The organism is Streptomyces spiramyceticus, assembly GCF_028807635.1.
Lineage (GTDB): Bacteria > Actinomycetota > Actinomycetes > Streptomycetales > Streptomycetaceae > Streptomyces > Streptomyces spiramyceticus.
The window spans coordinates 4,446,814-4,473,353 of record NZ_JARBAX010000001.1; the positions used below are offsets into that span (position 1 = coordinate 4,446,814).

Genomic DNA, 26,540 nt, shown 5'->3' on the forward strand with positions numbered 1-26,540 from the left:
CTCTCTGGGGTGTCCGACCGAATCACCGACCCCGAGCAGCTCAAAGAGCTCCTCGGCATCCCGTTCACCCCGGAGCAGATGGCGTGCATCACCGCACCGCCTGCCCCGCAGGTCATCGTGGCCGGAGCCGGTTCGGGCAAGACGACGGTCATGGCAGCGCGCGTGGTGTGGCTGGTCGGGACGGGACAGGTCGCCCCGGAGCAGGTTCTGGGCCTGACTTTCACGAACAAGGCCGCAGGCGAGCTCGCCGAGCGCGTCCGCAAGGCCCTGGTCCGCGCCGGAGTGACCGACCCGGACGTGATCGACCCCGACAATCCTCCCGGCGAGCCCCGGATCTCGACGTACCACGCCTTCGCCGCCCAGCTCCTCACCGAACACGGCCTGCGCATCGGCCTGGAACCGACCGCCCGCCTCCTCGCCGACGCGACCCGCTACCAGCTCGCCGCCCGCGTACTGCGCGAGGCGCCCGGCCCGTACCCCGAGCTGACCAAGTCCTTCCCGGCGCTGGTCAGCGACCTCCTGGCGCTGGACGGTGAGCTGGCCGAGCATCTCGTACGCCCCGAGGGCCTCGCGGCGTACGACACGGAACTCCTGCGCACCCTCGAATCCGTCAAGCTCACCAACCCCGACCTGCGCAAGGTCCCCGAGGCCGCCGCCGCCCGCCTCGAACTGCTGGAGCTGACCACCCGCTACCGCGAGGCCAAACGCAGCCGCGACCTTCTCGACTTCGGCGACCAGATCGCGCTCTCCGCCGAACTCGCGCTGACCAGCCAGGAGACCGGCCGGATCCTGCGCGACGAATTCCGAGTCGTCCTCCTCGACGAGTACCAGGACACTTCGGTCGCGCAGCGCCTCCTGCTCTCCGGGCTGTTCGGCGGCGGCACAGGGCACGCGGTGACGGCTGTCGGCGACCCCTGCCAGGCGATCTACGGCTGGCGCGGCGCCTCCGTCGCCAACCTCGACGACTTCCCCGCCCACTTCCCGTACGCGGACGGCCGCCCCGCCACCCGCCACTCCCTCAGCGAGAACCGCCGCAGCGGCGGCCGCCTCCTGGACCTCGCCAACGGCCTGGCCGTCCCGCTCCGCGCCATGCACGAGGGCGTGGAGGCCCTGCGCCCCGCGCCCGGCGCCGAGCGCGACGGCACGGTCCGCTGCGCCCTTCTCCGTACGCATGCGGAGGAGATCGATTGGCTGGCCGACTCGATCGCCCACCTTGTCCGTACGGGCAAGGAGCCCGGCGAAATCGCGGTTCTGTGCCGTACAGCGGGCGATTTCGCCGAGATCCAGGGCGCACTGGTCGCCCGGGACGTACCGGTCGAGGTGGTCGGCCTGTCCGGGCTCCTCCATCTCCCGGAGGTCGCGGACCTGGTCGCGGTCTGCGAAGTCCTCCAGGACCCGGGTGCCAATGCGTCGCTCGTACGCCTCCTCACTGGCCCCCGCTGGCGCATCGGCCCGCGCGATCTGGCGCTGCTCGGGCGCAGGGCACGGCTGCTGGTCCACCGCGCACAGGGCGACGACGCGGACCCCGACAGCAGACTGGCCGAGGCAGTGGAGGGCGTGGACCCGTCCGAGGTGATCTCTCTCGCCGACGCGCTCGACACCTTCCTGGACTCCGGCGGCGGTACGGACGACGGCCTGCCCTTCTCCGCCGACGCCAGGGTCCGCTTCGCCCGCCTCGCCGCCGAACTGCGCGACCTGCGCCGCTCGCTGGCCGACCCGCTCATGGACGTACTGCACCGGGTCCTCGCCACCACGGGCCTCGAAGTGGAACTCTCCGCCTCACCGCACGCCCTGGCCGCCCGCCGCCGCGAGACGCTGAGCAACTTCCTGGACATAGCGGCGGGCTTCGCGGCGCTGGACGGCGAAGCGACGCTCCTGGCTTTCCTGGGCTTCCTGCGTACGGCAGCCCAGTACGAAAAGGGCCTGGACAACGCCCTGCCCGGCGGCGAGAACACGGTCAAGGTCCTCACCGCCCACAAGTCCAAGGGCCTGGAATGGGACGTCGTGGCCGCCCCGGGCCTGGTCTCGGGCCACTTCCCGAGCGAACAGTCCCGCGACTCCTGGGCCTCCCAGGCCAAGGTGCTGCCGCACGCACTGCGCGGGGACGCGAAGACGCTCCCGGACGTCCGGGACTGGGACGCGAAGGGCATCAAGGCCTTCAAGGACGACATGAAGGCCCACCAGCACACCGAGGAACTCCGCCTCGGCTACGTCACGTTCACGCGCCCGCGGTCCCTGCTCCTCGGCTCGGGCCACTGGTGGGGCCCGACCCAGAAGAAACCGCGCGGCCCTTCCGCGTTCCTCCAGGCCCTGTACGACCACTGCGCGACCGGCTTCGGCGAGATCGAGGTCTGGGCGGACGCGCCGACGAAGGACGAGGAAAACCCGTCCCTGCAGGACGCGACAGCGGACCAGGCCTGGCCCCTCCCGCTGGACGCGACGTCGATGTCCCGCCGCCGCCGGGCGGCGGACATGGTGCTGGCCCACTTGAACGCCCTGACGACGCCTTCCGCCGACGACCCGTACGAGGAAGAACCCCCACAGGAGTGGTACGAGGCGGATGCTGCGCAGGCCAACCCGTTCGCCGACTCGGCGTCCTGGGAGGGCCTCCTTACCGAGCGCCCTGCGGCGGAGCCCGACCAGCGGGCGACGGACGACGCAGGCGAGGGACAGTGGGCCGGGTTCCCGTCCGGTACGGACGACGCCGAAGCCGTGGCCTGGGAGGGCCTCTTCACGGAGCGCCCAGCAGCGGAGCCCGACGAGCAGGCGACGGACGACGCACGCGAGGGACAGTGGGCCGGGTTCCCGTCCGGTACGGATGACGACGAGGCTGTGTCCTGGGAGGGCCTTCTTGCGGAGCGCCCTGCGGGGGAGCCTGACCGGGGGCCGACAGATGACGCCCATGAGGGACAGTGGGCCGGGTTCCCGTCCGACACGGACGATGCGGGCGCTGTGTCGTCCTGGGACGGCCTCCTTACCGAGCGCCCTGCGACCGCACCCGACCACGGCGCTGACGCCGTCCACGCATCCGCCGGGGCCGGTACCGGCCCCTACCCCGTCGGCTCCGAAAACCCGTCGGGCGCACTCCGCGCCGAGCGTCCGACGCCGCCCGGGGACGGCGACAGCGACCCGTCCCACTCGCACCCGCACTCCCACCACGACCCGCACTCGGGCCCGGCCCCGGGCAGCCGCCCCACCCCGCATCCCGGCCCGCGGCCGTCCGCTGCCGCCGTACCCCACCCGCGCACAGCGGAGCGCCCCGGCCCCGCATCGCAGCACGGTGCCTCCAGCCACGACACCATGCCCGCACGCCCCCACCCCGCCGACCCCGCGTCGGCCGGGGAGCCCGGGTCGGGCCAGGCGCGCAGCCGCCTCACCCCCGAGGAAGCCCGCGCCGTCGCCTCATGGGACCGCGACCTCGACGCACTCGCCGGCGAGCTCCGCCGCGCCCGCGCCACCACCCGCGACGTCCAGCTGCCGCCCTCCCTCACCGCCTCCCAGCTGCTGCGCCTCGCCGCCGACCCCGACGGCTTCGCCCAGGAGCTGGCCCGCCCCATGCCGCGCCCGCCGCAGCCCGCAGCCCGCCGAGGCACCCGCTTTCATGCCTGGGTGGAGTCCCGCTTCGAGGAACTGCCCCTCCCTATGCTCGGCCCGGACGAGCTGCCCGGAGGCGACGACAGCGAGGCCGACATCGCGGACGAGCGCGACCTGGCCGAGCTCAAGGAGGCGTTCGAACGCACGCCGTACGCCCGCCGCACCCCGCACCGCATCGAGGCGCCCTTCCACCTCACCCTCGCGGGCCGCGTGATCAGGGGCCGTATAGACGCCGTGTACCGGGACGAGGACACCGGCGCGTACGAGATCGTCGACTGGAAGACGAGCCGCACACACGCGGCAGACCCCCTCCAACTGGCGGTCTACCGCCTCGCGTGGGCCGAGCAGCACGACCTCCCCGTCGACGCCGTGGGCGCCGCCTTCCTCTACGTACGGAGCGGTGAAATCGCCCGCCCCGCCCGCCTCCCGGGCCGTGCCGAGCTCGAACGGATCCTGCTGGACGAGCCGGGTCCGACGGCCGGATAGGCTCGGGAGCATGAGCGACGCCCCGGACAGCGCAGTCCGCACGTACATCGAGGAGCACCGCGAAGCCTTCCTCGGCGACCTCGCCGACTGGCTGCGCATCCCTTCCGTGTCGGCTCATCCGGTCCACGCCGAGGACGTGTGGCGCAGTGCCGACTGGCTGTGCGTGAAGCTCAAGGAGACCGGCTTCCCGGTCACCGAAATCTGGCCCACGGACGGCGCCCCCGCGGTCTTCGCCGAGTGGCCGAGCGGCGACCCTGCCGCCCCCACGGTCCTCGTCTACGGGCACCACGACGTGCAGCCCGCAGCCCGCCAGGACGGCTGGCACACCGACCCCTTCGAGCCCGAGATCGTCGAGGGGCGCCTGTACGCACGCGGCGCGGCCGACGACAAGGGCCAGGTCTTCTTCCACACGCTCGGGGTACGGGCCCACCTCGCCTCCACCGGCCGCACCGCCCCCGCCGTGAACCTCAAGCTCCTCATCGAGGGCGAGGAAGAGTCCGGCTCCCCGCACTTCCGCGCCCTGGTCGAACAGCACGCCGCACGCCTGACCACCGACGCGGTGATCGTCTCGGACACCGGCATGTGGTCCGAGGACACCCCCACCGTCTGCACCGGCATGCGCGGCGTCGCGGACTGCGAAATCGACCTGTACGGGCCGGACCAGGACATCCACTCCGGCTCCTTCGGCGGCGCCGTACCGAACCCGGCCACCGTCGCCGCCCGTCTCGTAGCTGCCCTGCACGACGCGGACGAGCACGTCACAGTCCCCGGTTTCTACGACGGCATCACGCCTCTCACCGACCGTGAGCGCGAGCTGTTCGCCGCCCTGCCCTTCGACGAGGCGCAATGGCTCCGTACGGCCAAGTCCCGCGCCACTCTCGGCGAGGCGGGCCACACCACCCTGGAGCGCGTCTGGGCCCGCCCGACCGCCGAGGTCAACGGCATCGGCGGCGGCTACCAGGGCCCCGGCGGCAAGACGATCATCCCGTCGTCCGCCCACCTGAAACTGTCGTTCCGCCTGGTCGCGGGCCAGGATCCGGCCCGTATCGAGCAGTCCGTACGAGACTGGGTCGCGGCCCGGGTGCCGACCGGAATCAGCCACGAGATCAGCTTCGGCGCCGCCACCCGCCCGTGCCTGACGCCGCTGGACCACCCCGCCCTGCAGTCCGTCGTAAGGGCGATGGGCCGTGCTTTCGGACAGGAGATCCTGTTCACACGAGAGGGCGGCTCGGGACCCGCCGCCGATCTTCAGGACGTACTCGGTGCACCCGTTCTTTTCCTGGGTATCTCCGTACCGTCCGACGGCTGGCACGCGCCCAACGAGAAGGTCGAGCTCGACCTGCTCATGAAGGGCGTGGAAACGGCCGCGTACCTGTGGGGCGACCTCGCGGCGAACTGGCAGCCCTCCCGAACCGCCTGAGCGTCCTGAACGACCCGAACCAATCCAGTCCATCCGGGGGAGTTGGAAGCACCTGTGAGTACCTCGACCGACCACACGGGCCTGACAGCGGAGAGCCCGATCGGTCTCACCGCTCCGAGCGGCATCGACCGCGCAGCCCACCACCGCCTCGACGAGGCATGGCTGGCTGCGGCGTGGAGCCACCCGACGACCCGGGTCTTCGTGGTCTCCGGCGGGCAGGCCCTGGTCGACGACACCCCGGACGGCCGCACCGAACTCGTCATGACCCAGGCCTTCGAGGCGCCGGTCACCGAGACGCACCGCTACTTCCTCGGTACGGACGAGGAAGGCGTCAGCTACTTCGCACTCCAGAAGGACGCCCTGCCCGGCCGCATGGACCAGTCCGCGCGCGCTGCGGGCCTGCGCGAAGCCGGACTGCTGCTCTCACCCCGCGACGCGAGCCTGATGCTCCATGCAGTGGCCCTGGAGAACTGGCAGCGGCTGCACCGCTTCTGCTCGCGCTGCGGCGAGCGCACCGTCATCGCGGCGGCGGGTCACATCCGCCGCTGCCAGGCGTGCGGCGCCGAGCACTACCCGCGCACCGACCCCGCTGTGATCATGCTCGTCACGGACGAGGACGACCGCGCGCTCCTCGGCCGCCAGGTGCACTGGCCGGAAGGCCGGTTCTCGACGCTCGCGGGCTTCGTCGAGCCCGGCGAGTCGATCGAGCAGTCGGTGGCGCGCGAGGTCTTCGAAGAGGCGGGCGTCACCGTCGGTCATGTCGAGTACGTCGCCAGCCAGCCGTGGCCGTTCCCGTCCAGCCTGATGCTGGGCTTCATGGCCCGCGCCACGTCCTCGGAGATCAACGTGGACGGCGAGGAGATCGAAGAGGCGCGCTGGTTCTCCAGGGACGACCTGCGGAACGCGATCGAGACCGGCGAGATCCTGCCCCCGTCAGGTATCTCGATCGCGGCCCGCCTGGTGGAGCTCTGGTACGGCAAGCCCCTGCCGAAGCCGCTGAACCCGTAGGCAGACCGCGTACCGGTACATGCGGCCGTACATGTGGAAGGCCCCCGAGCCGAGCTCGGGGGCCTTCCACATGTACGGGGGTGGTCTCAGGCGCCCAGCGCCTGCTTGACCTGGGCCAGGCTCGGGTTGGTCATGACCGACTCCGGGCCGCCCTGGTGCGGGATCACGAGGACGGTCGGAACTGTCTGGTTTCCGCCGTTCGCCTTCTCGACGAAGGCCGCCGACTCCGGGTCCTGCTCGATGTTGATCTCGTTGTACGTGATGCCCTCGCGGTCCATCTGGCTCTTGAGCCGACGGCAGTAGCCGCACCACGTGGTGCTGTACATCGTCACAGTGCCCGGCATGTCGTTGGCGCTCCTTTGATTCGCTGGGGGATTCGTATATTTCCCAGGGACTCGAACGTACGTGACGCGCTCACCATTCCCGCATTAGTACGATCGGCGCCCGCTCCCTGTGGACAACCGACCCAGCCACCTCGGGCGACCTGGCAGCATGGCTGTGTGACAGCAGCAACGCACTCCTCTCTTTTCCCGCAGGTCCCCGACTCGGCGGACGCGGTGCTCGAAGGGCTCGACCCCGAGCAGCGCGCGGTCGCGACGGCCCTGCATGGTCCGGTGTGTGTGCTCGCAGGAGCCGGCACCGGCAAGACGCGCGCGATCACGCATCGCATCGCGTACGGCGTGCGTGCCGGGATACTGCAGCCCGCCAGTGTGCTGGCTGTCACCTTCACGAACCGCGCCGCGGGGGAGATGCGCGGCCGGCTCCGTCAGCTCGGCGCGGGCGGCGTCCAGGCGCGGACCTTCCACTCCGCCGCGCTACGCCAGCTCCAGTACTTCTGGCCGAAAGCAGTCGGTGGCGAGCTGCCGCGGCTCGTCGAGCGCAAGATCCAGCTCGTCGCCGAGGCCGCCGCACGCTGCCGCGTCCGGCTCGACCGCAATGAGCTGCGTGACGTGACGGGCGAGATCGAGTGGGCGAAGGTCACGCAGACGGTCCCCGGCGACTACCCGGCCGAGGTCGCCAAGTCGAGCCGAGAAGCTCCCAGGGACGCGGCGGAGATCTCTCAGATCTACGCCATGTACGAGCAGCTCAAGCGCGATCGAGCCATGATCGACTTCGAGGACGTGCTGCTGCTCACCGTTGGCATCCTCCAGGACCGCCACGACATCGCCGACCACGTGCGCAGCCAGTACCAGCACTTCGTGGTCGACGAGTACCAGGACGTCAGCCCGCTCCAGCAGCGGCTGCTCAAACTGTGGCTCGGCGACCGGCAGAGCCTGTGCGTCGTCGGCGACGCCAGCCAGACGATCTACTCCTTCACCGGCGCCACCCCCGACCACCTGCTGAACTTCCGCACCGAGCACCCCAACGCAACCGTGGTGAAGCTGGTCCGCGACTACCGCTCGACCCCGCAGGTCGTCCACCTCGCCAACGGCCTGCTGAACCAGGCGCGCGGCCGCGCCGCCGAGCACCGGCTCGAACTGATCTCCCAGCGCGAGGCGGGCCCCGAGCCCGTCTACACGGAGTACGCCGACGAGCCCGCCGAGGCCGAGGGCACGGCCCGCCGCATCCGCGACCTGATCGCGGCGGGCGTCCCGGCAAGCGAGATCGCCGTGCTGTACCGCATCAACGCCCAGTCTGAGGTCTACGAGCAGGCCCTGGCCGACGCGGGAGTGCCCTACCAGCTGCGCGGCGCCGAGCGGTTCTTCGAGCGCCAGGAGGTGCGCAAGGCGATCGCAGGCCTGCGCAGCGCCGCCCGCTTCGGGGACAACGACCCGCTGCTCGACGACGTCGTGGACCTGCCCTCCCAGACCCGCGCCGTCCTCAGCGGCAACGGCTGGACCACGCAGCCCCCAGCGGGCTCCGGCGCCGTCCGTGACCAGTGGGAGTCGCTCGCGGCACTGGTCCGCCTCGCGGAGGACTTCGCGAAGGCCAGGTCGGCAGCGACGCTCTCCGACCTTGTCGCGGAGCTCGACGAGCGCATGGCCGCCCAGCACGCGCCCGCCGTCCAGGGCGTAACGCTCGCCTCGCTGCACTCGGCCAAGGGCCTGGAGTGGGATGCCGTGTTCCTGGTCGGCCTCACCGAGGGGATGATGCCGATCACCTACGCCAAGACCGACGAGCAGGTCGAGGAGGAGCGGCGCCTGTTGTACGTCGGCGTGACACGGGCCCGGCTCCACCTGGGCCTCTCCTGGGCACTGTCCCGTTCACCCGGCGGCCGCGCATCCCGCCGTCCGAGCCGCTTCCTGAACGGGCTGCGCCCCGGCTCCTCAATCCCCGGCAGCCGGTCCGCCGGCGGCGGCGGTGGAGGCATCGAGCGCGGCAGCGCCACCGGCGCCACCAAGCGGGGGCGTCGGCGCTCGGCCCTGTGCCGGGTGTGCGGCAAGACCCTCACCGAGGCCGGCGAGGTGAAGCTGATGCGCTGCGAGGACTGCCCGTCCGACATGGACGAGGCGCTGTATGAGCGGCTGCGCGACTGGCGCGCTGTCCAGGCGAAGGACCTGGGCCAGCCCGCGTACTGCGTCTTCACCGACAAGACGCTGATGGCGATCGCCGAGGCGGCACCGGGCGAGGCGGGAGAACTGGCCGTCATCTCAGGTGTCGGCGCCCGGAAGCTGGAGCGTTTTGGAGCCGATGTGCTGGCTCTCTGCACAGGTCAGGAGCCTGGAGGAGCCGACGAGGAGGACTGATTCAAACTCGTCGAAAAAATAGTTTGCGCATGCCCCAGGAATCCCCATAGGTTCTTAACCACGGCAACAGCGACTTCTCTGAAGCGCTGTTTCCGTGCTGTACTCATCCGAATACGTAGGGACCGGCCCCGGCCATCAGGTCCCCGAGACGCCGAGAGGAGGCGAGCCCAGTGACCAGCTTCATGAACTTCACCAAAATGACCGATCGCTCGGTCGTCGCCACCTGCCCGCTCGGCTCCTCTCTCCGTGGCACCGGTCTGTCCGGCATTTCCGCCGTCAGCCTGGCGTCTCTCGCGAGCCTCCCCGTGTCGCCGCGCAATGAGCGACCGACTGAGGCACCGGAAGCAGCAGTAGCAGCGGCACAGGCAAGGGCCTATGCCTTTGCGGCAGCCGGTGCCGGATCCATGAAGCAGACGACGCAGCACCACACGATGTGGGCCTTCCGTGGGCCTGAACCCTGGAGTGATCCAGCCTGATTCGCTCAGGCAGGCGCCTTCAGGGCCGCGGAACCCCACCAGGGATCCGCGGCCCTTCTGTTTGTCCCGAACGGGAGAGACAGAGCGAAGGGCCTCGGGACAGCAACCGCCAACCGGCCAACCGGCCGGAACGATCAGACGAGGAAACAGCCACCGTGCAACTCGAAACGCACGCCCCGTCCGTACCGCCTTCCCAAACGATCACCCCGCCCGGTCTCACGGAGGACCCCGCCTTGACCCCCCTCACTGCGCTCACCGCGCTCGACGACGCCATCGAGAACCTCGGCGTGCCCGTCCCCTGCCGTTCCTATGACCCGGAGGTCTTCTTCGCCGAGTCGCCGGCCGATGTCGAGTACGCCAAGTCGCTCTGCCGCACCTGCCCGCTGGTCGAGGCCTGCCTCGCCGGTGCGAAGGAGCGCCGCGAGCCCTGGGGTGTCTGGGGTGGCGAGCTCTTCGTCCAGGGTGTCGTCGTCGCCCGCAAGCGTCCGCGTGGCCGCCCGCGCAAGAACCCGGTCGCGGCATGAACGCCATCGGAACCATCGATCGACCCCATACGCACGATCCCAAGAAGCAGGACCCGATGAACCCTTCCGCCCGTGAGCCCATCGGCTCCGCTACCCCCGACGTCACCACCACCGGCGCGAATGACTCGCGTCAGAACAGGACCCGCGAGATGCAACTCATTCCAGAAGCCCTGGCTCGTGCCCATATGCAAGAACGCAGGCGTGAAGCCGAGGCGGAACACCAGGCCGTGCGCCTGATCGCCGCCCGGCGGATGCAGCGCCGTGCCGAGCGTGTGTCGCTGCGTGCCCGTCGCGCTCTGGCCATGGCGGTCATGCAGTAGCCAGGCACTGGCTGCTTGGCAGACAGAAGCCCTTCGCGGGGGCCGGTCCGAAGGGACCGGCCCCCGCGGTGCGTTGTACGCTGCAACGCGCCCCGTCGGGGGATATCGTCATAGATGTGCCGAGTCCTCCCGGGGGAGACCCCCGGCCTCCTGAGCAGACTCCTCACCCTGCGCAGCAGGGTGCCGACGTCGTCGTGTGCTCCCGCTGCGGCAAGGTCTCCGAGGGCACACCGCTGACCTGGACCTGCTCGGTGGAGAACGGCCGCCGCCAGTATTTCTGCGACGACTGCGCGCGCGCCAACCTCAGAGCGATCGAGGGCCGCCTCGATTCGCCCTGGTGGTGAGCGCCCGCCCTAGGCCCCGGCCACCGCGCCGCCCACGGCATCGTCGACTGCGTCCACGTCTTCGGCAGGCACGTCAGCGAGGAAGCCGGGAAGCCACTCCTCCAGTTCGTCTCGCAGCCGCACAGTCGCGCCGAGCTGGCAGAGGACCCCGATAGTGCTCAACGTCACGCGGTGTATCAGCAGGTAGGAGGGCGGCAGGTTGAGCTGCTTGCCCAACTGATGGGCGGGCGAACGCATATCGGCGATCCGCGCCGCCTGCTGTCGTATCCAGCCCCGGGTGAACGTGAACTCGTCCGCCTGCGCCGGCTCGATGATGGGCAGCAGATAGTCCAGCACCGCATCCGGGTCCAGTTCGATGGACTCCTTGACGAATCCCTCCTCGCGGAGCAGCTCGTACACCGCCTCCGCCTCGCCGTCGAGCGTCATCCGCAGCGACTCGCCGATCGTGCCGGGCAGACCGCCGGGCAGCCGGTCCACGGTGCCGAAGTCCAGCACCCCGAGCCGCCATCCCGCGACCGCGCCTTCCTCAGGCTCCTCGTCGCCCATGGGCAGCAGCCGGAAGTTGCCCGGGTGCGGATCCGCGTGCAGCAGACCTGTGCGGGCCGGGCCGGAGAAGAGGAATCTGGCCAGCAACTGTCCGGCCCGGTCCCGCTGCTCCGGCGTGCCGTCCGAGATCACCTCGGCCAGCGGAATCCCGTCGATCCACTCTGTCACCAGCACCTGATCGCTCTGGTGCACCACATCGGGCACCACCACGTCAGGATCGTCGGCGAACTCCGCCGCGTGCTCCCGCTGCGCCTGCGCCTCCAGCTCGTAGTCCAGCTCCTCGGACACCCGGTCCCGCAACTCCGAAATGAGCGGCTTGATGTCCATCCCCGGGATCAGTGGGCCCAGCAACCATGCGAAACGGCTCAGTTGGGTCAAATCCGAGAGCAGCGCTTCCCCGGCCCCCGGGTACTGCACCTTGACGGCCACCTCGCGCCCGTCGTGCCACACCGCCCGGTGCACCTGGCCGATCGAGGCGGCGGCCGACGGCTTGTCCTCGAACTCCAGGAACAAATCCCGCCAATCCTCCCCGAGCCGCTCTTCAAGGACCGTGTGCACCGTGCGTGTCGGCATCGGCGGCGCCGCTTCCTGGAGCTTGGTCAGCGCCGCCCGGTACGGGCCCGCGACCTCCTCGGGCAGCGCGGACTCGAAGACGGACAGGGCCTGCCCGAACTTCATGGCACCGCCCTTGAGCTCGCCGAGCACCTTGAAGAGCTGCTCCGCTGTGCGCTGTTGAAGCTCGCGCCCCACTATCTCGGCCGACTTGCCGCCGATCCGCTTGCCCAGGCCCCAGGTGGCTCGGCCGGCGAAGCCCAGTGGCAGTGCTGCCAGCTTGGCGGTACGGGTGACCGCCTTCCGGGGAAGATCAGACATGCGCCCCTCCAAATCCCAGACACCCATGGCCGCGTGAGGCGGTCACCCGGCCATTGTGTCCTGTGGCTCGCCGGCGCCCGAGGCGCACTCCCCCGAAGTGTGCCCGCCGGCGCCGCAGGAGCATTCACGGTGGGGTGACATCGACGACTGGCGCCAGTCCAGCAGGGGCAGCGCCGCCTCCCATCTCACCCCTGTTGTCGCAGGCAGCTCGCCGTCCAGAAACGACAGCGCGTGCGCCGCGGCCAGACCGGCGACCGCCGTCGCCAGACCGATGTCGCAAGCCGGTACGGGCCCGCGCCGCCCCGAGCGCCACTGCGCCAGCATCCGCGGCCACCCCGGGTCGCGCTCGGCACGCTCCAGCGCCATGCAGCCGGCGCACGCAGTCCCGCCCGGCAGCACCAGCGGCCCCACCACCCCTGTTGCTTCGGCGACCCCCGCATACAAATGAGGTGTCCCAGAGCTGAGCCAGGGCTCGGCTTCGACAGGATCGGGAGCGTACGCCGCGGCCCCGTCCCGAGGGGCCACGATCACGAGCGACAGCCCCGGCTCACCCCCGCCGGACGCCCTTGCCGCCTCCGCCGCACGCGGAGGCCGACCGGGCGCGGCCCGCCGCACCAGCTGCCGCGCCGCCGTGTCCCGACGGTCGCCGACGGACGCCGCCGGCAGTCCGCCGGGCGCGACGTCCCAGAGCTCCGCGGACCCGCTGTCCAGCACCTCGACCCGACCCACGCCCCCGGCGGCCAGCACGGAAGCGATGGTCGCGCCGACCCGCCCCGCGCCACGCACCTGCACCCGCATCGCGCGCCTGGCCGCCAATCGCCGTGTCCCACCGGCCGGTTCGGGATGGGCCACGGAGAGCGAGGCCAGATCGGGCCGGAGCCGGTCGAACATGTCGGCGCGCATGCGCAGAGCATCCACCCCGGCGCCGCCCGCCGTAGCGTCGTCGATCAACCCTGCCGCCGTCAGCCGCGACACCAGCTCGTCCACGAGCCCGTCGGGCAGGCCCATCGCCCGCGCCTCCTCGCGCAGCAGCGGAAGGCCTCGCGTCCCGTCGAGCAGCCCGAGGAAACTCCCCGTCGCCGTGTCTACGGGCCCCACCGTCACCGCGTGCGCCGACGTCATGCCGAACTGCACGGTCTGCCGGTCCCGCCATGCGCGCTTCAGTGCAGGCTTCACCATCGGATGCATCTCGCCGTCCCCCGTCGCCTCGTGCAAGATCCGTTGTCGGTTCTCAGAATGCACGGCGTGGCCGAAGTCGGCGGAAAGTTGTCCACAGGTTGTGCACATTAGTCATTCAAATGGTGCACACAAGGGATCGGATCGCGTTCGAACCACCAGGAGGCGGGACTTCCGCCACTGACAGCGGGTAACGTCGTGGCCGTGCCCGTCGACCCTCTGCACAGCGCGACAAACCCGCCGCCCCGCGGCTCACGGTCGAGCGCGGTCGAGGTCCGCAGGAGCGCCCGCCGCAGCAGGACGGTCTCCGCGTACCGTGAGGGCGATCGCACCATCGTGCTCATCCCCGACCGTATGTCGGAAGCGGAAGAGCAACGCTGGGTGAGCGTGATGCTCGACAAGCTCGCCGCCCAGGAGAACAAGCGCATCTTCGGGGATTCCGAACTCGCCGAGCGGGCTCGGCAATTGTCCGTCCAGTACTTCGACGGCAGGGCGTGCCCCGCCACCGTGCGCTGGGTGACGAACCAGAACACCCGCTGGGGCTCGTGCACTCCGGCGGAAGGCAGCATCCGCCTGTCGCACCGCCTGCAGGGCATGCCGGAGTACGTCGTCGACTACGTGCTCCTTCACGAGCTCGCCCACTTGCTCGTACCGGGCCACGGTCCGCGCTTCTGGCAGCTCCTGGAGGCGTACCCTCGCACCGAGCGGGCTCGCGGCTACCTCGAAGGAGTCGTCGCCGCCGACCGGTTGCCGCACTTGCCGGCCGCACGCACCGAGTGACCTTCGGCGATTCTGTACCGAGTCTGTACCGGCTTGGCCGGAAGTAGCTGTTTGCGGCTAGCCTGACGCGACGCATTCACCTCGGGATGGGGGACGGTCGTTACGCATGGCCAGGGAATTTCAACGCGGCCACAAGGCCAAGATCAGTGACCTCACAGCGGGGACGGACCTGTACGTAGGCGTGCAGATCGCGGGGCCCGGGCTGACCTTCGACATCAGTTGCTTCGGACTCGACGTCAATGAGCAGCTCTCGGACGATCGTTATTTCGTCTTCTTCAATCAGCCGAAGTCGCCCGAGGAGTCGATCCAGCAACTAGGCCCGCAGGCCGGTGACACGGAGTCGTTCCGCGTGACGCTGGACCGCGTTCCGGCGAGCATCCACAAGCTCTCGTTCACCGCGACCATCGACGGTGCGGGCCAGATGTCGCAGGTGGGCCCCGGTTACATCCGTATCGTCGCGGGCGGCGAAGAGGTCGTCAGGTACGCCTTCACCGGCTCGGAGTTCACCACCGAGCGCGCCGTGATGCTGGGCGACTTCTACCTCAAGGACGTGTGGCGGTTCGCCGCCGTGGGCCAGGGGTTCGACGGCGGGCTCGACGCCCTCCTGAAGAACTTCGGTGGTGAGGTCGCGGAGGAAGAGCCCGCCCCGCAGCCGCAGGCCGCGGCCCCCGCCTTCGCCCCGCCGCCCCAGGCAGCGCAGCCCGCGCCGTCCTTCGGCGCCCCCGCAGCACCGGCCCCGGCTCCTGCCCCGGCCCCCGCCCCGGCTCCCGCTCCGGCACAGGGCTTCGCCCCGCCGCCGCAAGCCCCGGCCCCCGCACCGACCCCTGCGCAGGGCTTCGCCCCGCCGCAGCAGGCCGCGCCGCCACAGGCGCCCGCCCCCGCTGCCCCGCCGCAGCAGATGCACGCGGCCCCCACCATCGCCGCACCGATGCCCACACAAGGCGACGGGATGCCGCCGGCCCCTCCTGCGCCGTACGGACAGCCGCCCCAGCAGCCGCAGTTCGGCCAGGTCCCGGGCCAGCCCGCCCCCTACGGTCAGCCTGCCCCGTACGGACAGCCACAGGGCGCACCGCACGGCGGCGCCCCCCAGGGCGTGCCTCAAGGTGCCCCCCAGGGAGGCGCCGGTCTGCTGGCCGCCCTCCAGCCGTACCGCGAGGCGGCCACCGGGCAGCGCTGGACCCCGCAGAACCAGCAGCTCATGCGGGTCGACCTGGGCATGGGCGGTACGCCTGTCCTCGCCCGCCAGGGCAGCATGGTGATGTACCAGGGCAAGGTCGACTTCGGCTACAAGGGCGCCGGCTTCGCGGGCCGCTTCGTCGGCAACGCGACCGGCCAGGAAATGCAGTTGATGCGCTGCTCAGGACGCGGCCAGGTCTTCCTCGCCGAGAACGGCGCCCATCTGCACCCCATCGAGCTCCAGGGCGACGGCATCTGCGTCTCCGCGGAGAACGTCCTCGCCTTCGACGAGTCGCTGCAGTACGAGGTCCGCAGGATCGAAGGTCACGGCATCCCCGGCGGCGCCCTGTTCACCATGCAGTTCCAGGGCAGCGGCACGGTCGTCGTGAAGACCAACGGCATCCCCGTGGTCCTGCCCGTCACGCCGACCACCTTCGCCGACGCCAACGCCGTCATCGCGTGGTCCTCCGCGTCCCAGGTGATCCTTTCCAGTCAGGTCCGGCTCCGCCGCAACGCCTACCCGGGCCACAGCGGAGAGACCGTCAATCTCCAGTTCCGGGGCGCCCCCGGAAACTTCATCGTCGTCCAGCCCTACGAGGTCTGAGGGAGCCCGTCATGAATCAGCAACTCGCGGGCTTCGCCCCGACCCCGATCGCGGCCCGCATGGAGAACCACGGCCGCGCGATGCTCAAGGTCGCCATGGCCGGCGGCCAGGACCTCTACGCACGCACCGGCTCGATGGTGGCGTACGAGGGATTCATCCAGTACGAGCCGAACCCGCCCGCCGTACGCCAGATCGCCTCCCAGTGGATCAGCGGCGAGGGAACGCCGGTCATGAGGTGCTCCGGTGACGGCCTGCTCTACCTCGCCGACTACGGCGCGGACGTCGTCGTCATCAACCTCAACAACGAGGCCCTCTCGGTCAACGGCACCAACCTGCTCGCCTTCGACGCCCACCTCCAGTGGGGTGTGGAGCGGGTCAAGGGCATGGCCAAGTTCGCCGGACAGGGCCTGTGGAACATCCAGATCTCGGGCACAGGATGGGTCGCGGTGACCTCGCGCGGCACCCCGATCGTCGTCGACTGCGGACGCGGCGAAGACGAGACGTACGTCGATCCGGACGCCCTCGTCGCCTGGTCCCCGAACCTCAAGGTCAAGGGCAAGCGCAGCTTCAAGGCGTCCTCCCTGATCGGGCGGGGCAGCGGAGAGGCGTACCAGATGGGCTTCTCCGGCGAGGGCATCGTCGTCGTACAGCCGAGCGAGGACAGCACCGACCGCCTGCGGGTCCGGGGCTGAGGGGGAGCGAGAACACACCATGCAGAGCCCACTTTTCAGTTACACGGAACAGCAGTCCCAGGACCGGTACACCGTGCAGAACCCGCAGCTCCTGCGGGTCTCGCTGACCGGCCACGACGACGTCCTCGCCCGCAAGGGCGCCATGGTCGCCTACCAGGGGCTGATGGAATTCGACGGTGAGTACGGTACGAACGGCCAGCGCCGCGCCCGGGCCAACACCGGTGAGGGACTGGACCTGATGCGCTGCTCGGGGCAGGGCACCGTCTACTTCGCCAACCTCGCGCAGTACGTCCATGTGGTCGACGTCGACCACGACGGCCTGACCGTGGACAGCGCCTACGTCCTCGCGCTCGACTCCACGCTGAACACCGAAGTCATCGCTGTCGACAGCCAGTACGGCATCTCCGGCACCGGCAAGTACCAGCTCAACATCTCCGGGCGGGGCAAGGTCGCGCTGATGACCTCGGGCCAGCCGCTGATGATCCAGGTCACGCCCGAGAAGTACGTCAACGCCGACGCCGATGCCATCGTCGCCTGGTCCAGCTCCCTGCGCGTACAGATGCAGGCCCAGACGCACTCGTCGAACGTGCGGCGGCGGCGCGGCAACACCGGCGAGGGCTGGGAACTCAGCTTCCTCGGGCAGGGCTTCGCGCTGGTGCAGCCCAGCGAGGTGATGCCGCCGCAGCACGCCGAGATCGGACAGGGCGCCGCCGCCCAGTTCGGTGTGGGCCAGCATGGCGCCCACGGCCAGAACCAGAACAACGCCTGGAACTGACGGCTCTTAAAACACAGGTCCCCAAAACATGCGTAAGGGGCGGGCTCCCAGGAGCCCGCCCCTTACCCATGCCCTGTCGGGCCCGTCTACAGCGCCGCGCGCGTACGTTCCATCAGGCGTACGACCGACTCGTCGGCCACGCCCGCCACTTCGTCGTACGCGAACCAGCGCAGGTCCAGCGACTCCTCGCTGATCTCCGCCACCGCACCCTCCGGCGCCAGCGCCGCGTACTGCACATCCAGATGCCAGTGGCAGGGCGCGGGAATCGCATGCCGGTCAAGCCGCACCGGTCCCACAGGCAACAGCGTCAGCCCGGGGATCCCGGACTCCTCGGTCGCCTCGCGCAGCGCCGCCGCCGCGAGCGTCGCGTCGCCCGGCTCGCAGTGACCGCCCATCTGCAGCCACAGGTTCAGCTTCTTGTGCAGCGTCAGCAGCACCCGTCCGCGCTCCGGATCGACGACCAGCGCACTCGCCGTGACGTGCCCGGCCTCACAGGCCTTCCACATCCCGTCCGCGTGCACCGACAGGTGATCCAGATACGTCTGGCGCAGCTCTTCCTGGTCCTCGTAGTCCTTCAGGACGAGGACGGCGTTGTCATGCAGGCTCACTTGTCGGTGTCGCCCTCTTCGTCGCCCTTGTCCTTGGTCAGGTCCGGCTTGGTGGTGCCAGAACCGGTGCCGCCTCCCGCCGCCTCGCCGAGCATCTTGTCGATCTCGGAGAAGTCCAGCTGCTCGCGGTGCACGAACCCGTCCGGGTCGTCCAGGTCCTCCGCCGTCGGCAGCATGTCCGGGTGCTCCCACAGAGCGTCGCGGCCCTCCAGGCCCCGCGCGTCCGTGAGCGAGGCCCACAGCCGCGAGGCGTCCCGCAGCCGACGCGGGCGCAGCTGGAGACCGATGAGCGTCGCGAACGTCTGCTCGGCGGGACCACCGGACGCCCGGCGCCTGCGCAGCGTCTCGCGCAGCGCGTCCGCCGACGTGAGGCGGGGCTTGGCGGCCTCGTGCACCACCGCGTCCACCCAGCCCTCGACCAGCGCGAGCGCCGTCTCCAGGCGGGCCAGCGCCACCTTCTGCTCAGCGGTGTCCTCCGGCTGGAACATGCCCTGCTGGAGCGCTTCCTGAAGCTGCTCCGGGTGCGAGGGGTCGAGCTGGCCTACGACGTCCTCAAGCTTCGACGTGTCGACCTTGATCCCACGCGCGTATCCCTCGACCGCGCCGAACAGGTGCGAGCGCAGCCACGGCACATGTGCGAAGAGCCGCTGGTGGGCGGCCTCGCGCAGCGCCAGATACAGCCGCACCTCGTCCTTCTCGACGCCCAGGTCCTTGCCGAACGCCTCGATGTTCAGCGGCAGCAGCGCTGCCTTGCCCGCCGGGCCGAGCGGCAGACCGATGTCGGTCGAGCCGACCACCTCGCCCGCCAGGACGCCCACGGCCTGCCCGATCTGCTGACCGAACATCGCACCGCCCATGGACCGCATCATCCCGAGCAGCGGGCCGGCCATGGCCTGCATCTCCTCGGGCAGTACGTCGCCCATGGCGGCCCCGACACGCTCGGCGACGGGGTCCACCAGCTGCTTCCAGGCAGGCAGGGTCGCCTCGACCCACTCGGCGCGGCTCCACGCCACCGATGTGCCCGCGCCGGAGGGCATCGAGGTCACGCCGTCCAGCCACAGGTCGGCAAGACGCACGGCCTCCTCGACCGCCGACCGCTCGCCGGGGCTGATGCTGGCGTCCTTGGTGCCGTCGGCCGTGCCCTGTGCGACGGTCTGGCGCGCGATGTCCTTGGCCATGTCCCAGTTCACGGGACCGCCCTCGTAGCTGAGCATCTGGCCCAGCTGCTGGAAGGCCGCGCCCAGGTCGTTCGGGTTCAGCGAACCGAACATCGCGGCGAACGGATTGTCTCCGCCCGCGCCGCCCGGCAGACCGCCGAACCCGAGCGGGTTCGCCGGACCCTGGCCACCCTGGCCACCGCCCTCGCTGCCCTTCTTCTTGCCATCGTCGCCGTCCTCCGGCTCCTCCGGCGGAAGGCCGAATCCGAATGGGGTGTCACTCACGGGTTTCCTCGGCTCGTAAGGCCGCCGGCTCCGGCCGGCGGCAGCTGCCCGACATCACCACCCAGCGTAGACACCAGAGCCTGTAATGGGCTCGGTGCTCCGCCGACCCTTGGCCTGCGGCAGGATGGACGCCACCTGGTACGTACCCGCCAAGGCGTATACGTACTGAAGACAACCGCTGGAGACGCCCGGTGAGTTCCCCAGATCCGCAGGTTCGCGCAGCGCGAAACCACACAACCGCAGGCCGCGGTCCCGTCGTAGCGGTCACGGGTGCCGCTTCCGGTATCGGTGCGCTGCTCACCCGGCGCCTTGCCGCGTCGGAAGAAATCAAACAGGTCGTCGCGATCGACGAGCGCCGTGGCGAGGTGGCCGAGGCGCAGTGGCACATCCTGGACGTACGCGACCCGGCCATCGCGGAGAAGCTGCGCGGCGCCGACGTCGTCGTGCACCTGGCCCTCGACCTCGACCTTGAGACGGACCCGGCCGCCCGTACGGCCTACAACGTGCGCGGCACCCAGACCGTGCTCACGGCGGCTGCCGCCGCAGGCGTCCACCGCGTCGTGCTGTGCACTTCGGCGATGGTCTACGGCGCCCTGCCGGACAACGACATCCCACTCTCCGAGGACGCGGAACTGCGCGCCACAGCGGAGGCGACGGGCGTGGGTGACCTCTTGGAGATCGAGCGCCTGAGCCGCCGCGCGCCCCGTGCGCACCCCGGCCTGAACGTCACGGTGGTAAGGCCCGCCGTCCTGGTGGGTGGTACTGACACCGCACTCACCCGCTACTTCGAGTCGCCCCGCCTCCTCGTCGTCACCGGCTCCCGCCCCACCTGGCAGTTCTGCCATGTGGAGGACCTGGTCAGCGCACTGGAGTACGCCGCGCTGGAGAAGGTCGACGGTGAGCTTGCGGTCGGCTGCGACGGCTGGCTGGAGCAGGAGGAGGTCGAGGAGCTCAGCGGTATCCGCCGCATGGAGCTGCCGTCGGCGGTCGCCCTGGGGGCCGCCGCCCGTCTGCACCGGATCGGCCTGACGCCCTCTCCCGCCGGGGACCTCGCGTACACGATGTATCCCTGGGTGGTGAGTGTCAGCCGGCTCCACGACGCGGGCTGGCGGCCCCGGTGGACCAACGAGGAGGTCCTCTCGGAGCTCCTGGAAGAGGTCGCGGGACGGCACACCGTCGCCGGCCGCCGCCTCGGCCGCAAGGACGCCACCGCAGCGGGCGCAGCGGGCGCGACGGTCGCTCTGCTGGGCGCCGCCGCTGTGGTCCGCCGTGCCCGCAAGGCACGGCGGCGCATGTAGAACCCTCCATACAGGGGGTCTGTACAGCCGGTCGAAAGCGCTATTCCGCAATGTCAGTGCGGTACGGCACGATGGGGACCATGGCAGGTACGTACTCCCACCCGGGCGAGCAGGCGGCACAGGACCCCATCCGGCTGCTGGCGATCCGCGACACCCCCCTCTCCGTCGACGAGGTCTTCAGAGCGGTGGGCGACGCCGCCGCGGGCGGAACGGCGCTGTTCGTCGGCACCGTGCGTAACCATGACGGGGGCGCCGACGTCGACAGACTCGGCTACTCCTGCCACCCCTCGGCCGAGGACGAACTACGCCGTGTGGCCGAAAAGGTCGCCGCGGATTTCCCGGTACGGGCACTGGCGGCCATCCACCGTGTGGGTGACCTGGAAATCGGCGACCTCGCGGTCGTCGTCGCGGTCTCCTGTCCGCACCGCGGCGAGGCCTTCGAGGCATGCCGCAAGCTGATCGACGACCTCAAGCACGAGGTCCCGATCTGGAAGCACCAGAAGTTCTCCGACGGCACGGAAGAGTGGGTCGGCGCCTGCTGAAACCGGCGTCGGGAATCGGCGCTGGGCCGGGGCCGCGGTGTCGCCGGGCTGCTGATCGGCCTACTGGTCGTCACCCACCCGATTTGCGTAACCGCACCCCTGCCGTGAGCGTTAGACCGACCGGTGGTTAATCTGCTGATCGGCCGGTCCCGGTCGATCTTGGAGTCCGGAGGTCGGAATGGCAGCACTTGCCTGGTTGCTGATTCCGTTTTTCGCTGCGCTCGGCGCCGCGATATGGGGAACCTGGGCAGCACGCAATCGCACGGTCGGCGATGTTTCCGAACTCGCCGGGTACACCCGGTTCCGCGAGGCGATGGAAAAGTCCGGCCCCGGTTCCGACGCCGCCTGAAGCCGACTGGCGCGGCCCCGCACCGTACGCCCGAGACGCCCGAGTCCCCGATTCCTCGGACTACCCGCGGTACTCCTCGTACGGACGGCCCCAGCGGTGCTCCGGCCGACCCGTCCCGTACTGTCGTTCCATGCCACGCCGCACTGCGACGATGCTCGCCTCCACCCTCATCCTGATCACGCTGCTGTGCGCGGGCGTATTCATCACGGTCCCCTACTCGGAAATGTCTCCGGGCCCGACCGTGAACACTCTGGGCAAGGCGGCCGGCGAGCCGGTGCTGCAGATCTCCGGTCGCAAGACCTACCCGACCACCGGCAATCTCAACATGACCACGGTCAGGGTCACCGGCGCGGACTACAAAATGAACCTGGTCGAGGCGGTATACGGCTGGCTGGCCCATGACAGCGTGGTGGTACCGCACGACACGCTCTACCCGGACGGCAAGACGGAAGAAGAGTCCACCCAGGAGAACGCCGAGGAGTTCAGCCAGTCCCAGGAGAGCGCCAAGACGGCGGCCCTGAGGAAACTCGGCATCCCGGTGAAGACCCGCGTGGTCGTCTCCACCGTCCTCAAGGACAGCCCCGCCGAGGGCAGGCTCCACGCGGGCGACGTCGTCAAGGCCGTCGACGGCACGGCCGTCAAGGACCCCAAGGACGTCGCCAAGCTCGTCACCAGGCACGAGCCGGGGGAGAAGGTCGTCTTCACGGTTGTCCCGGCCAAGGACGCGGCCGCCGCGGAGAAGGCGGGCAAGGAGCCGGTGGGCAGCGAAGACATCACCATCACCACCAAGAAGGCCGGCGACGACGACCGCGCGATAGTCGGCATCCACGCCGGGCCCGACAACACGTTCCCGTTCAGCATCGACATCAAGCTGGCGGACGTGGGCGGCCCGAGCGCGGGCCTGATGTTCTCGCTCGGCATCGTCGACAAGCTCACGCCCGGGAACCTGACCGGCGGAACGTTCGTGGCGGGCACCGGAACCATCGACGAAGCGGGCAAGGTCGGCCCGATCGGCGGCATCCAGATGAAGACCGTCGGCGCGCGCGACGCGGGCGCCGAGTACTTCCTGACTCCCAGCGACAACTGCGCGTCCGCCGCATCGGACGTTCCCGAAGGCCTCACCCTGGTGAAGGTCAAGACGATCGACGACGCCACGAAGTCGCTGGAGAAGATCCGCAAGGGGGACACGGCCGGCCTGCCGCAGTGCACGACGGGCTGATGACCGTGCCCCCAGGGGTTACGCCTCGAACGTGGCGGCCAGGGCCTCGGCGAGGCCCGGAACGAGCGCCGAACCGGTGAGGACCTCGGTCGCCGAGTCCTTCTCCCGCAGCCGCAGCGCCGACTCGCGTACGCCGTTGCGCAGTACAGCCACCGTCATACGGACCTCCTGACGGTCCGGGTGCTTTGCCACCCACTTCGCCAGCTGGGCGTCGCTCAGGCCCTCAGGTACGGACGTCTCGGCGGACGGCGGCAGCATCAGCCGCTCCACCGTCAGCGCGCAGCCCGCCACGGCGTCGGGCCAGGCGATGGTGGCCAGGAACTCGTCGAGTGCGGCGTCCTCAGGGATCTCGTCCTGCTCGACGGGGGTGAGGGTGGCCGTCGAATCGGTGTCGTCGAGACCGAGCTGGGCCGCGAGGCCCGGCTCCTGGGCACGGAGTTTGGCGGTGTCGACGAGGGCGAACAGCCTGGCCGGCTGATCCCAGCCGAGCCCGGAGGTGTATTCGTCGATTTCGAGCACGGCGCGGGTGAGCGGGCTCGTGGCCATGGGAGGCCCGGAGGGGGAAACGTTGGACATGTTCAACATCCTGCCTCCTTGGGACCCCAAAGCGGGAACTGAGTAAAGCTTCAGTAAGTTGCATGAGTGGGCTCTACGATCGCGGAGCCTGCTTCTACGACAGCGAACTTTCGAGGTGCGCACCTTGGCTTTCCAGATGCCGGACCGCGGCGGAGGCCCGACCGGGCCACGGATCAGAGTCGGCCGGCCGTCCAGGCGTGTCCGGACCCTGCTCATGACATTGGGTGTCCTGGCCGTCCTGGCCATGGCGTTCGTCATGTTCGCCGGGTTCTGGACAGACTGGCTCTGGTACCGGTCGGTCAATTACTCGTCGGTCTTCACTACCACCCTGTGGACCAAGATCGGCCTGTTCGCCGTCTTCGGACTGCTGATGGCAGGGGCCGTCGGTGTGAACATCTGGCTCGCGCACCGGCTCCGGCCGCCGCTGAGCGCGATGTCGCTGGAGCAGCAGAACCTGGACCGCTACCGGATGGGCATCGCCCCGTACAAGAAGTGGGTGCTCCTCGGGGTCACCGCTCTGGTCGGGCTGATCGCCGGAGCCTCCGCGTCCGGCCAGTGGCGGACCTGGCTCATGTGGGTCAACGGGGTGTCCTTCGGCCAGAAGGACCCGCAGTTCGACATGGACGTGTCGTTCTACGCCTTCGACCTGCCCTGGTACCGCTTCCTGCTCGGCTTCGGCTTCGCGGCCGCCGTGCTGTCCCTGATCGCCGCCGCCCTCGTGCACTACCTGTACGGCGGCCTGCGCATCACCAGCCCCGGAGCGCGGGCGACCGCCGCGGCCACCGGCCATCTGTCGGTGCTGCTCGGCCTCTTCGTGGCGCTCAAGGCCGTCGCGTACTGGCTCGACCGGTACGGGCTGGCAGTGAAGTCCAGTGACTTCAAGGCGACCGGCAACTGGGCGGGCCTGCGGTACGTCGACGCCAACGCCTACCTCCCCGCGAAGACGATCCTCTTCTGCATCGCCGTCATCTGCGCCCTGCTGTTCTTCGCGACGCTGTGGCGCCGCACCTGGCAGCTGCCGGTCATCGGCTTCGGCCTGATGGTGCTCTCGGCGATCCTCATCGGCGGGCTCTACCCGGCGATCGTGCAGAAGTTCCAGGTCCAGCCGAACGAGCAGGCCAAGGAAGCGCCGTACATCAAGAAGAACATCGACGCGACGCGCGAGGCGTACGGCATCGATGACGCGAAGGTGGACGACTACCGGGGCGTCGGCGACAGCAGGGACAACACCAAGCTGCGCAAGGACGCCGACTCGGCGGCCAGTTACCGGCTGATCGACCCGAACGTCGTCCCGCCGACCTTCCAGCAGCTCCAGCAGGAGCGTAAGTACTACCAGTTCCCCGCGACGCTGGACGTGGACCGTTACAAGGGCCAGGACACGGTCGTCGGTCTGCGCGAGCTCGACCTCAAGGGCATCCCCAAGCGCAACTGGATCAACGACCACTTCACGTACACGCACGGCTATGGCGTGGTCGCCGCCAAGGGCACGGCCGTCAAGCCGGACACCGAGGGCGCCCCGGACTTCACCGAGTCCGGCCTGCCGTCCGAGGGCACGATCGGCACGTACGAGCAGCGGATCTACTACGGCGAGAAGACCCAGCAGTACTCGATCGTGGGCGGGCCGCAGAAGGAGCTCGACTACGAGAAGAACGGCGAGCCCACCACGACCACCAGCTACAAGGGCAAGAGCGGAGTCAACCTGTCGAACCCGCTGAACCGGGCCGCGTACGCGGTGACCTTCAGCGAGCCGCAGATCCTCTACTCGGGAGCCATCGGCGAGGGCTCGCGGATTCTCTACAACCGCACGCCCAAGGAGCGCGTCGAGGCGGTCGCACCCTGGCTGTCCCTCGACGGCGACGCCTACCCGGCAGTGGTCGGCGGCCGTGTCCAGTGGATAGTGGACGCGTACACCACCACCAACGGCTACCCGTACGCCTCGCGCACGACGCTGGGGGAGACCACGGCCGATGCGCTGTCGCAGACCGACAACCAGCGTGCGGTGATCGCCCAGCAGAACCAGGTCAACTACATCCGCAACTCGGTGAAGGCCACCGTCGACGCGTACGACGGCACGGTCAAGCTGTACCAGTGGGACACCGAGGACCCGGTCCTCAAGACCTGGATGAAGGCGTTCCCCGACACGGTGAAGCCGAGGGGCGACATCGCCCCGGACCTGATGGCGCACCTGCGCTACCCGCAGGACCTCTTCAAGGTGCAGCGCGAGCTGCTCACCCGCTACCACGTCGAGAGCCCGTCGCAGTTCTACAGCGGCAGTGACGCGTGGCAGGTGCCGGACGACCCGACGACGGGCGAGAAGAGCTCCGTCCCGCCGTACTACCTGAGCCTGAAGATGCCGCAGGAGACGGACCGGAAGTTCTCGCTGACGACGACGTTCACCCCCAACGGACGCCCCAACCTCGGTGCGTTCATGGCGGTCGATGCGGATGCGTCGAGCAAGGACTACGGAACGATAAGGCTCCTGCGTGTCACGGGCGACGTACCGGGCCCGCAGCAGGTGCAGAACCGGCTGAACAGTAATAGCGAGGTCGCCGAGTTCGTCAGGAACATGAAGGGCGCCAACTCGGACATCGAGTACGGCAACCTGCTGACGATCCCGCTGAACGACGGCTTCCTCTACGTCGAGCCGGTGTACGCCCAGGGCAACAACGCCTACCCACTCCTGAAGAAGGTCGCCGTCTCGTACGGCAGGGAGACCGTCTTCAAGGACTCGCTCGGAGAGGCGCTCAACGCGGTCTTCGGCGACGAGGGCGCGCAGCCGCCACCGGGTGACGGGGACGGCGACGTCACGAAGCCGCCGGCCGACGGCGACGGTTCGCTCCAGAAGGCCATCGAGGACGCCCAGAAGGCGTACGACGAGGGCGAGGAGGCCCTGAAGAAGCAGGACTGGACCGCTTACGGCGAAGCGCAGGAGAGGCTCCAGGACGCGCTCCAGCGGGCCGCCGACGCCGAGGCCAAGAGTGAGGCCAAGCCGGACGGGAAGGGCGACCAGAAGGGCGACTGAGCT

23 protein-coding genes are annotated in these 26,540 nt (G+C 69.9%); 17 read left to right on the plus strand and 6 right to left on the minus strand.

Annotation, left to right across the window (positions count from 1 at the left end):
- The first annotated feature begins 9 nt into the window (after positions 1-9).
- From PXH83_RS20495 to nudC, 3 genes are read left to right on the plus strand one after another with little or no spacing between them, the layout of a single operon-like run.
- On the plus strand, positions 10-4,080 hold the full coding sequence (locus tag PXH83_RS20495) for a UvrD-helicase domain-containing protein (protein WP_274561853.1): 4,071 nt from the start codon (positions 10-12) through the stop codon (positions 4,078-4,080).
- Between the two features lie 10 nt (positions 4,081-4,090).
- Positions 4,091-5,500, plus strand: a complete 1,410-nt coding sequence (locus PXH83_RS20500) for a dipeptidase (protein ID WP_274561854.1) — start codon at positions 4,091-4,093, stop codon at positions 5,498-5,500.
- A 54-nt stretch (positions 5,501-5,554) separates the two neighbouring features.
- Positions 5,555-6,508 carry an NAD(+) diphosphatase gene (nudC, locus tag PXH83_RS20505; protein ID WP_274561856.1) on the plus strand — a complete coding sequence of 318 codons (954 nt, stop codon included), beginning with the start codon at positions 5,555-5,557 and terminating at the stop codon, positions 6,506-6,508.
- 86 nt (positions 6,509-6,594) lie between these two features.
- Here the strand turns inward: nudC and PXH83_RS20510 are convergent, their stop codons facing one another.
- Positions 6,595-6,852, minus strand: a complete 258-nt coding sequence (locus PXH83_RS20510) for a mycoredoxin (RefSeq protein ID WP_214920292.1) — start codon at positions 6,850-6,852, stop codon at positions 6,595-6,597.
- Positions 6,853-7,008: 156 nt separating this feature from the next.
- Between PXH83_RS20510 and PXH83_RS20515 the strand changes: the two genes are divergently transcribed.
- The 5 genes from PXH83_RS20515 to PXH83_RS20535 all read left to right on the plus strand — a co-directional run bounded on the left by PXH83_RS20515 (position 7,009) and on the right by PXH83_RS20535 (position 10,859).
- Entirely contained in the window at positions 7,009-9,195 is a 2,187-nt protein-coding gene (locus PXH83_RS20515) for an ATP-dependent DNA helicase UvrD2 (RefSeq protein ID WP_274561857.1), read from the plus strand.
- Between the two features lie 182 nt (positions 9,196-9,377).
- Positions 9,378-9,671: a hypothetical protein gene (locus PXH83_RS20520; protein ID WP_274562919.1), complete on the plus strand. Its 294-nt coding sequence runs from the start codon at positions 9,378-9,380 to the stop codon at positions 9,669-9,671.
- Positions 9,672-9,826: 155 nt separating this feature from the next.
- The gene (locus tag PXH83_RS20525; RefSeq protein ID WP_214920293.1) at positions 9,827-10,195 is read left to right on the plus strand and encodes a WhiB family transcriptional regulator; all 369 of its coding nucleotides are present in this window, start codon (positions 9,827-9,829) and stop codon (positions 10,193-10,195) included.
- Complete coding sequence (locus PXH83_RS20530) at positions 10,192-10,515, plus strand: hypothetical protein (protein ID WP_274561859.1); 324 nt, start codon at positions 10,192-10,194, stop codon at positions 10,513-10,515. The genes PXH83_RS20525 and PXH83_RS20530 overlap by 4 nt, the downstream gene beginning before the upstream one ends.
- Before the next feature lie 116 nt (positions 10,516-10,631).
- Positions 10,632-10,859: a hypothetical protein gene (locus PXH83_RS20535; RefSeq protein ID WP_274561860.1), complete on the plus strand. Its 228-nt coding sequence runs from the start codon at positions 10,632-10,634 to the stop codon at positions 10,857-10,859.
- Between the two features lie 9 nt (positions 10,860-10,868).
- Here the strand turns inward: PXH83_RS20535 and PXH83_RS20540 are convergent, their stop codons facing one another.
- Both PXH83_RS20540 and PXH83_RS20545 read right to left on the minus strand, forming a co-directional pair.
- Positions 10,869-12,278 (minus strand): ABC1 kinase family protein, encoded by a 1,410-nt coding sequence (locus tag PXH83_RS20540; protein ID WP_274561861.1) that lies wholly within the window; start codon positions 12,276-12,278, stop codon positions 10,869-10,871.
- A gap of 42 nt (positions 12,279-12,320) precedes the next feature.
- Complete coding sequence (locus PXH83_RS20545; protein WP_274561863.1) at positions 12,321-13,466, minus strand: ThiF family adenylyltransferase; 1,146 nt, start codon at positions 13,464-13,466, stop codon at positions 12,321-12,323.
- Between the two features lie 192 nt (positions 13,467-13,658).
- Between PXH83_RS20545 and PXH83_RS20550 the strand changes: the two genes are divergently transcribed.
- From PXH83_RS20550 to PXH83_RS20565, 4 genes are all read left to right on the plus strand, one after another.
- Positions 13,659-14,234 carry a M48 metallopeptidase family protein gene (locus tag PXH83_RS20550; RefSeq protein ID WP_274561864.1) on the plus strand — a complete coding sequence of 192 codons (576 nt, stop codon included), beginning with the start codon at positions 13,659-13,661 and terminating at the stop codon, positions 14,232-14,234.
- Positions 14,235-14,340: 106 nt separating this feature from the next.
- Positions 14,341-16,014: a TerD family protein gene (locus tag PXH83_RS20555; protein ID WP_274561865.1), complete on the plus strand. Its 1,674-nt coding sequence runs from the start codon at positions 14,341-14,343 to the stop codon at positions 16,012-16,014.
- Positions 16,015-16,025: 11 nt separating this feature from the next.
- A complete protein-coding gene (locus tag PXH83_RS20560; protein WP_214920299.1) occupies positions 16,026-16,706 on the plus strand; it encodes an AIM24 family protein in 681 nt (226 codons plus the stop codon).
- Between the two features lie 19 nt (positions 16,707-16,725).
- Positions 16,726-17,481 carry an AIM24 family protein gene (locus PXH83_RS20565; protein WP_274561866.1) on the plus strand — a complete coding sequence of 252 codons (756 nt, stop codon included), beginning with the start codon at positions 16,726-16,728 and terminating at the stop codon, positions 17,479-17,481.
- Positions 17,482-17,567: 86 nt separating this feature from the next.
- Here the strand turns inward: PXH83_RS20565 and PXH83_RS20570 are convergent, their stop codons facing one another.
- A complete protein-coding gene (locus PXH83_RS20570) occupies positions 17,568-18,089 on the minus strand; it encodes an NUDIX hydrolase (protein ID WP_274561867.1) in 522 nt (173 codons plus the stop codon).
- Positions 18,086-19,531: a zinc-dependent metalloprotease gene (locus tag PXH83_RS20575; protein ID WP_274561868.1), complete on the minus strand. Its 1,446-nt coding sequence runs from the start codon at positions 19,529-19,531 to the stop codon at positions 18,086-18,088. Before PXH83_RS20575 ends, PXH83_RS20570 begins: the two co-directional genes overlap by 4 nt.
- A 191-nt stretch (positions 19,532-19,722) precedes the next feature.
- On the opposite strand from PXH83_RS20575, the gene PXH83_RS20580 reads away from it, so the two are divergent.
- The 4 genes from PXH83_RS20580 to PXH83_RS20595 all read left to right on the plus strand — a co-directional run bounded on the left by PXH83_RS20580 (position 19,723) and on the right by PXH83_RS20595 (position 22,939).
- Positions 19,723-20,829: an SDR family oxidoreductase gene (locus PXH83_RS20580; RefSeq protein WP_214920303.1), complete on the plus strand. Its 1,107-nt coding sequence runs from the start codon at positions 19,723-19,725 to the stop codon at positions 20,827-20,829.
- An 80-nt stretch (positions 20,830-20,909) separates the two neighbouring features.
- Positions 20,910-21,371, plus strand: coding sequence for a molybdenum cofactor biosynthesis protein MoaE (locus PXH83_RS20585; protein WP_274561869.1), 462 nt, complete (start codon positions 20,910-20,912; stop codon positions 21,369-21,371).
- Positions 21,372-21,549: 178 nt separating this feature from the next.
- Positions 21,550-21,720, plus strand: coding sequence for a hypothetical protein (locus PXH83_RS20590; protein WP_274561870.1), 171 nt, complete (start codon positions 21,550-21,552; stop codon positions 21,718-21,720).
- A gap of 130 nt (positions 21,721-21,850) precedes the next feature.
- Positions 21,851-22,939, plus strand: a complete 1,089-nt coding sequence (locus tag PXH83_RS20595; protein ID WP_274561871.1) for a YlbL family protein — start codon at positions 21,851-21,853, stop codon at positions 22,937-22,939.
- 18 nt (positions 22,940-22,957) lie between these two features.
- On the opposite strand, the gene PXH83_RS20600 is transcribed toward PXH83_RS20595, so the two are convergent.
- Positions 22,958-23,524: a PPA1309 family protein gene (locus PXH83_RS20600; protein ID WP_274561872.1), complete on the minus strand. Its 567-nt coding sequence runs from the start codon at positions 23,522-23,524 to the stop codon at positions 22,958-22,960.
- Between the two features lie 127 nt (positions 23,525-23,651).
- On the opposite strand from PXH83_RS20600, the gene PXH83_RS20605 reads away from it, so the two are divergent.
- Entirely contained in the window at positions 23,652-26,537 is a 2,886-nt protein-coding gene (locus PXH83_RS20605) for a UPF0182 family membrane protein (RefSeq protein ID WP_274562921.1), read from the plus strand.
- Positions 26,538-26,540: the final 3 nt, after the last annotated feature.

Coding starts and splice junctions, on each gene's coding strand:
- PXH83_RS20540 (WP_274561861.1), bottom strand. CDS start 12,278: ATGTCTGATCTTCCCCGGAAGGCGGTCACCCGTACCGCCAAGCTGGCA.
- PXH83_RS20530 (WP_274561859.1), top strand. CDS start 10,192: ATGAACGCCATCGGAACCATCGATCGACCCCATACGCACGATCCCAAG.
- PXH83_RS20605 (WP_274562921.1), top strand. CDS start 23,652: ATGCCGGACCGCGGCGGAGGCCCGACCGGGCCACGGATCAGAGTCGGC.
- PXH83_RS20500 (WP_274561854.1), top strand. CDS start 4,091: ATGAGCGACGCCCCGGACAGCGCAGTCCGCACGTACATCGAGGAGCAC.
- PXH83_RS20590 (WP_274561870.1), top strand. CDS start 21,550: ATGGCAGCACTTGCCTGGTTGCTGATTCCGTTTTTCGCTGCGCTCGGC.
- PXH83_RS20520 (WP_274562919.1), top strand. CDS start 9,378: ATGAACTTCACCAAAATGACCGATCGCTCGGTCGTCGCCACCTGCCCG.
- PXH83_RS20595 (WP_274561871.1), top strand. CDS start 21,851: ATGCCACGCCGCACTGCGACGATGCTCGCCTCCACCCTCATCCTGATC.
- PXH83_RS20585 (WP_274561869.1), top strand. CDS start 20,910: ATGGCAGGTACGTACTCCCACCCGGGCGAGCAGGCGGCACAGGACCCC.
- PXH83_RS20565 (WP_274561866.1), top strand. CDS start 16,726: ATGCAGAGCCCACTTTTCAGTTACACGGAACAGCAGTCCCAGGACCGG.
- PXH83_RS20545 (WP_274561863.1), bottom strand. CDS start 13,466: ATGCATCCGATGGTGAAGCCTGCACTGAAGCGCGCATGGCGGGACCGG.
- PXH83_RS20600 (WP_274561872.1), bottom strand. CDS start 23,524: ATGTTGAACATGTCCAACGTTTCCCCCTCCGGGCCTCCCATGGCCACG.
- PXH83_RS20555 (WP_274561865.1), top strand. CDS start 14,341: ATGGCCAGGGAATTTCAACGCGGCCACAAGGCCAAGATCAGTGACCTC.
- PXH83_RS20560 (WP_214920299.1), top strand. CDS start 16,026: ATGAATCAGCAACTCGCGGGCTTCGCCCCGACCCCGATCGCGGCCCGC.
- PXH83_RS20510 (WP_214920292.1), bottom strand. CDS start 6,852: ATGCCGGGCACTGTGACGATGTACAGCACCACGTGGTGCGGCTACTGC.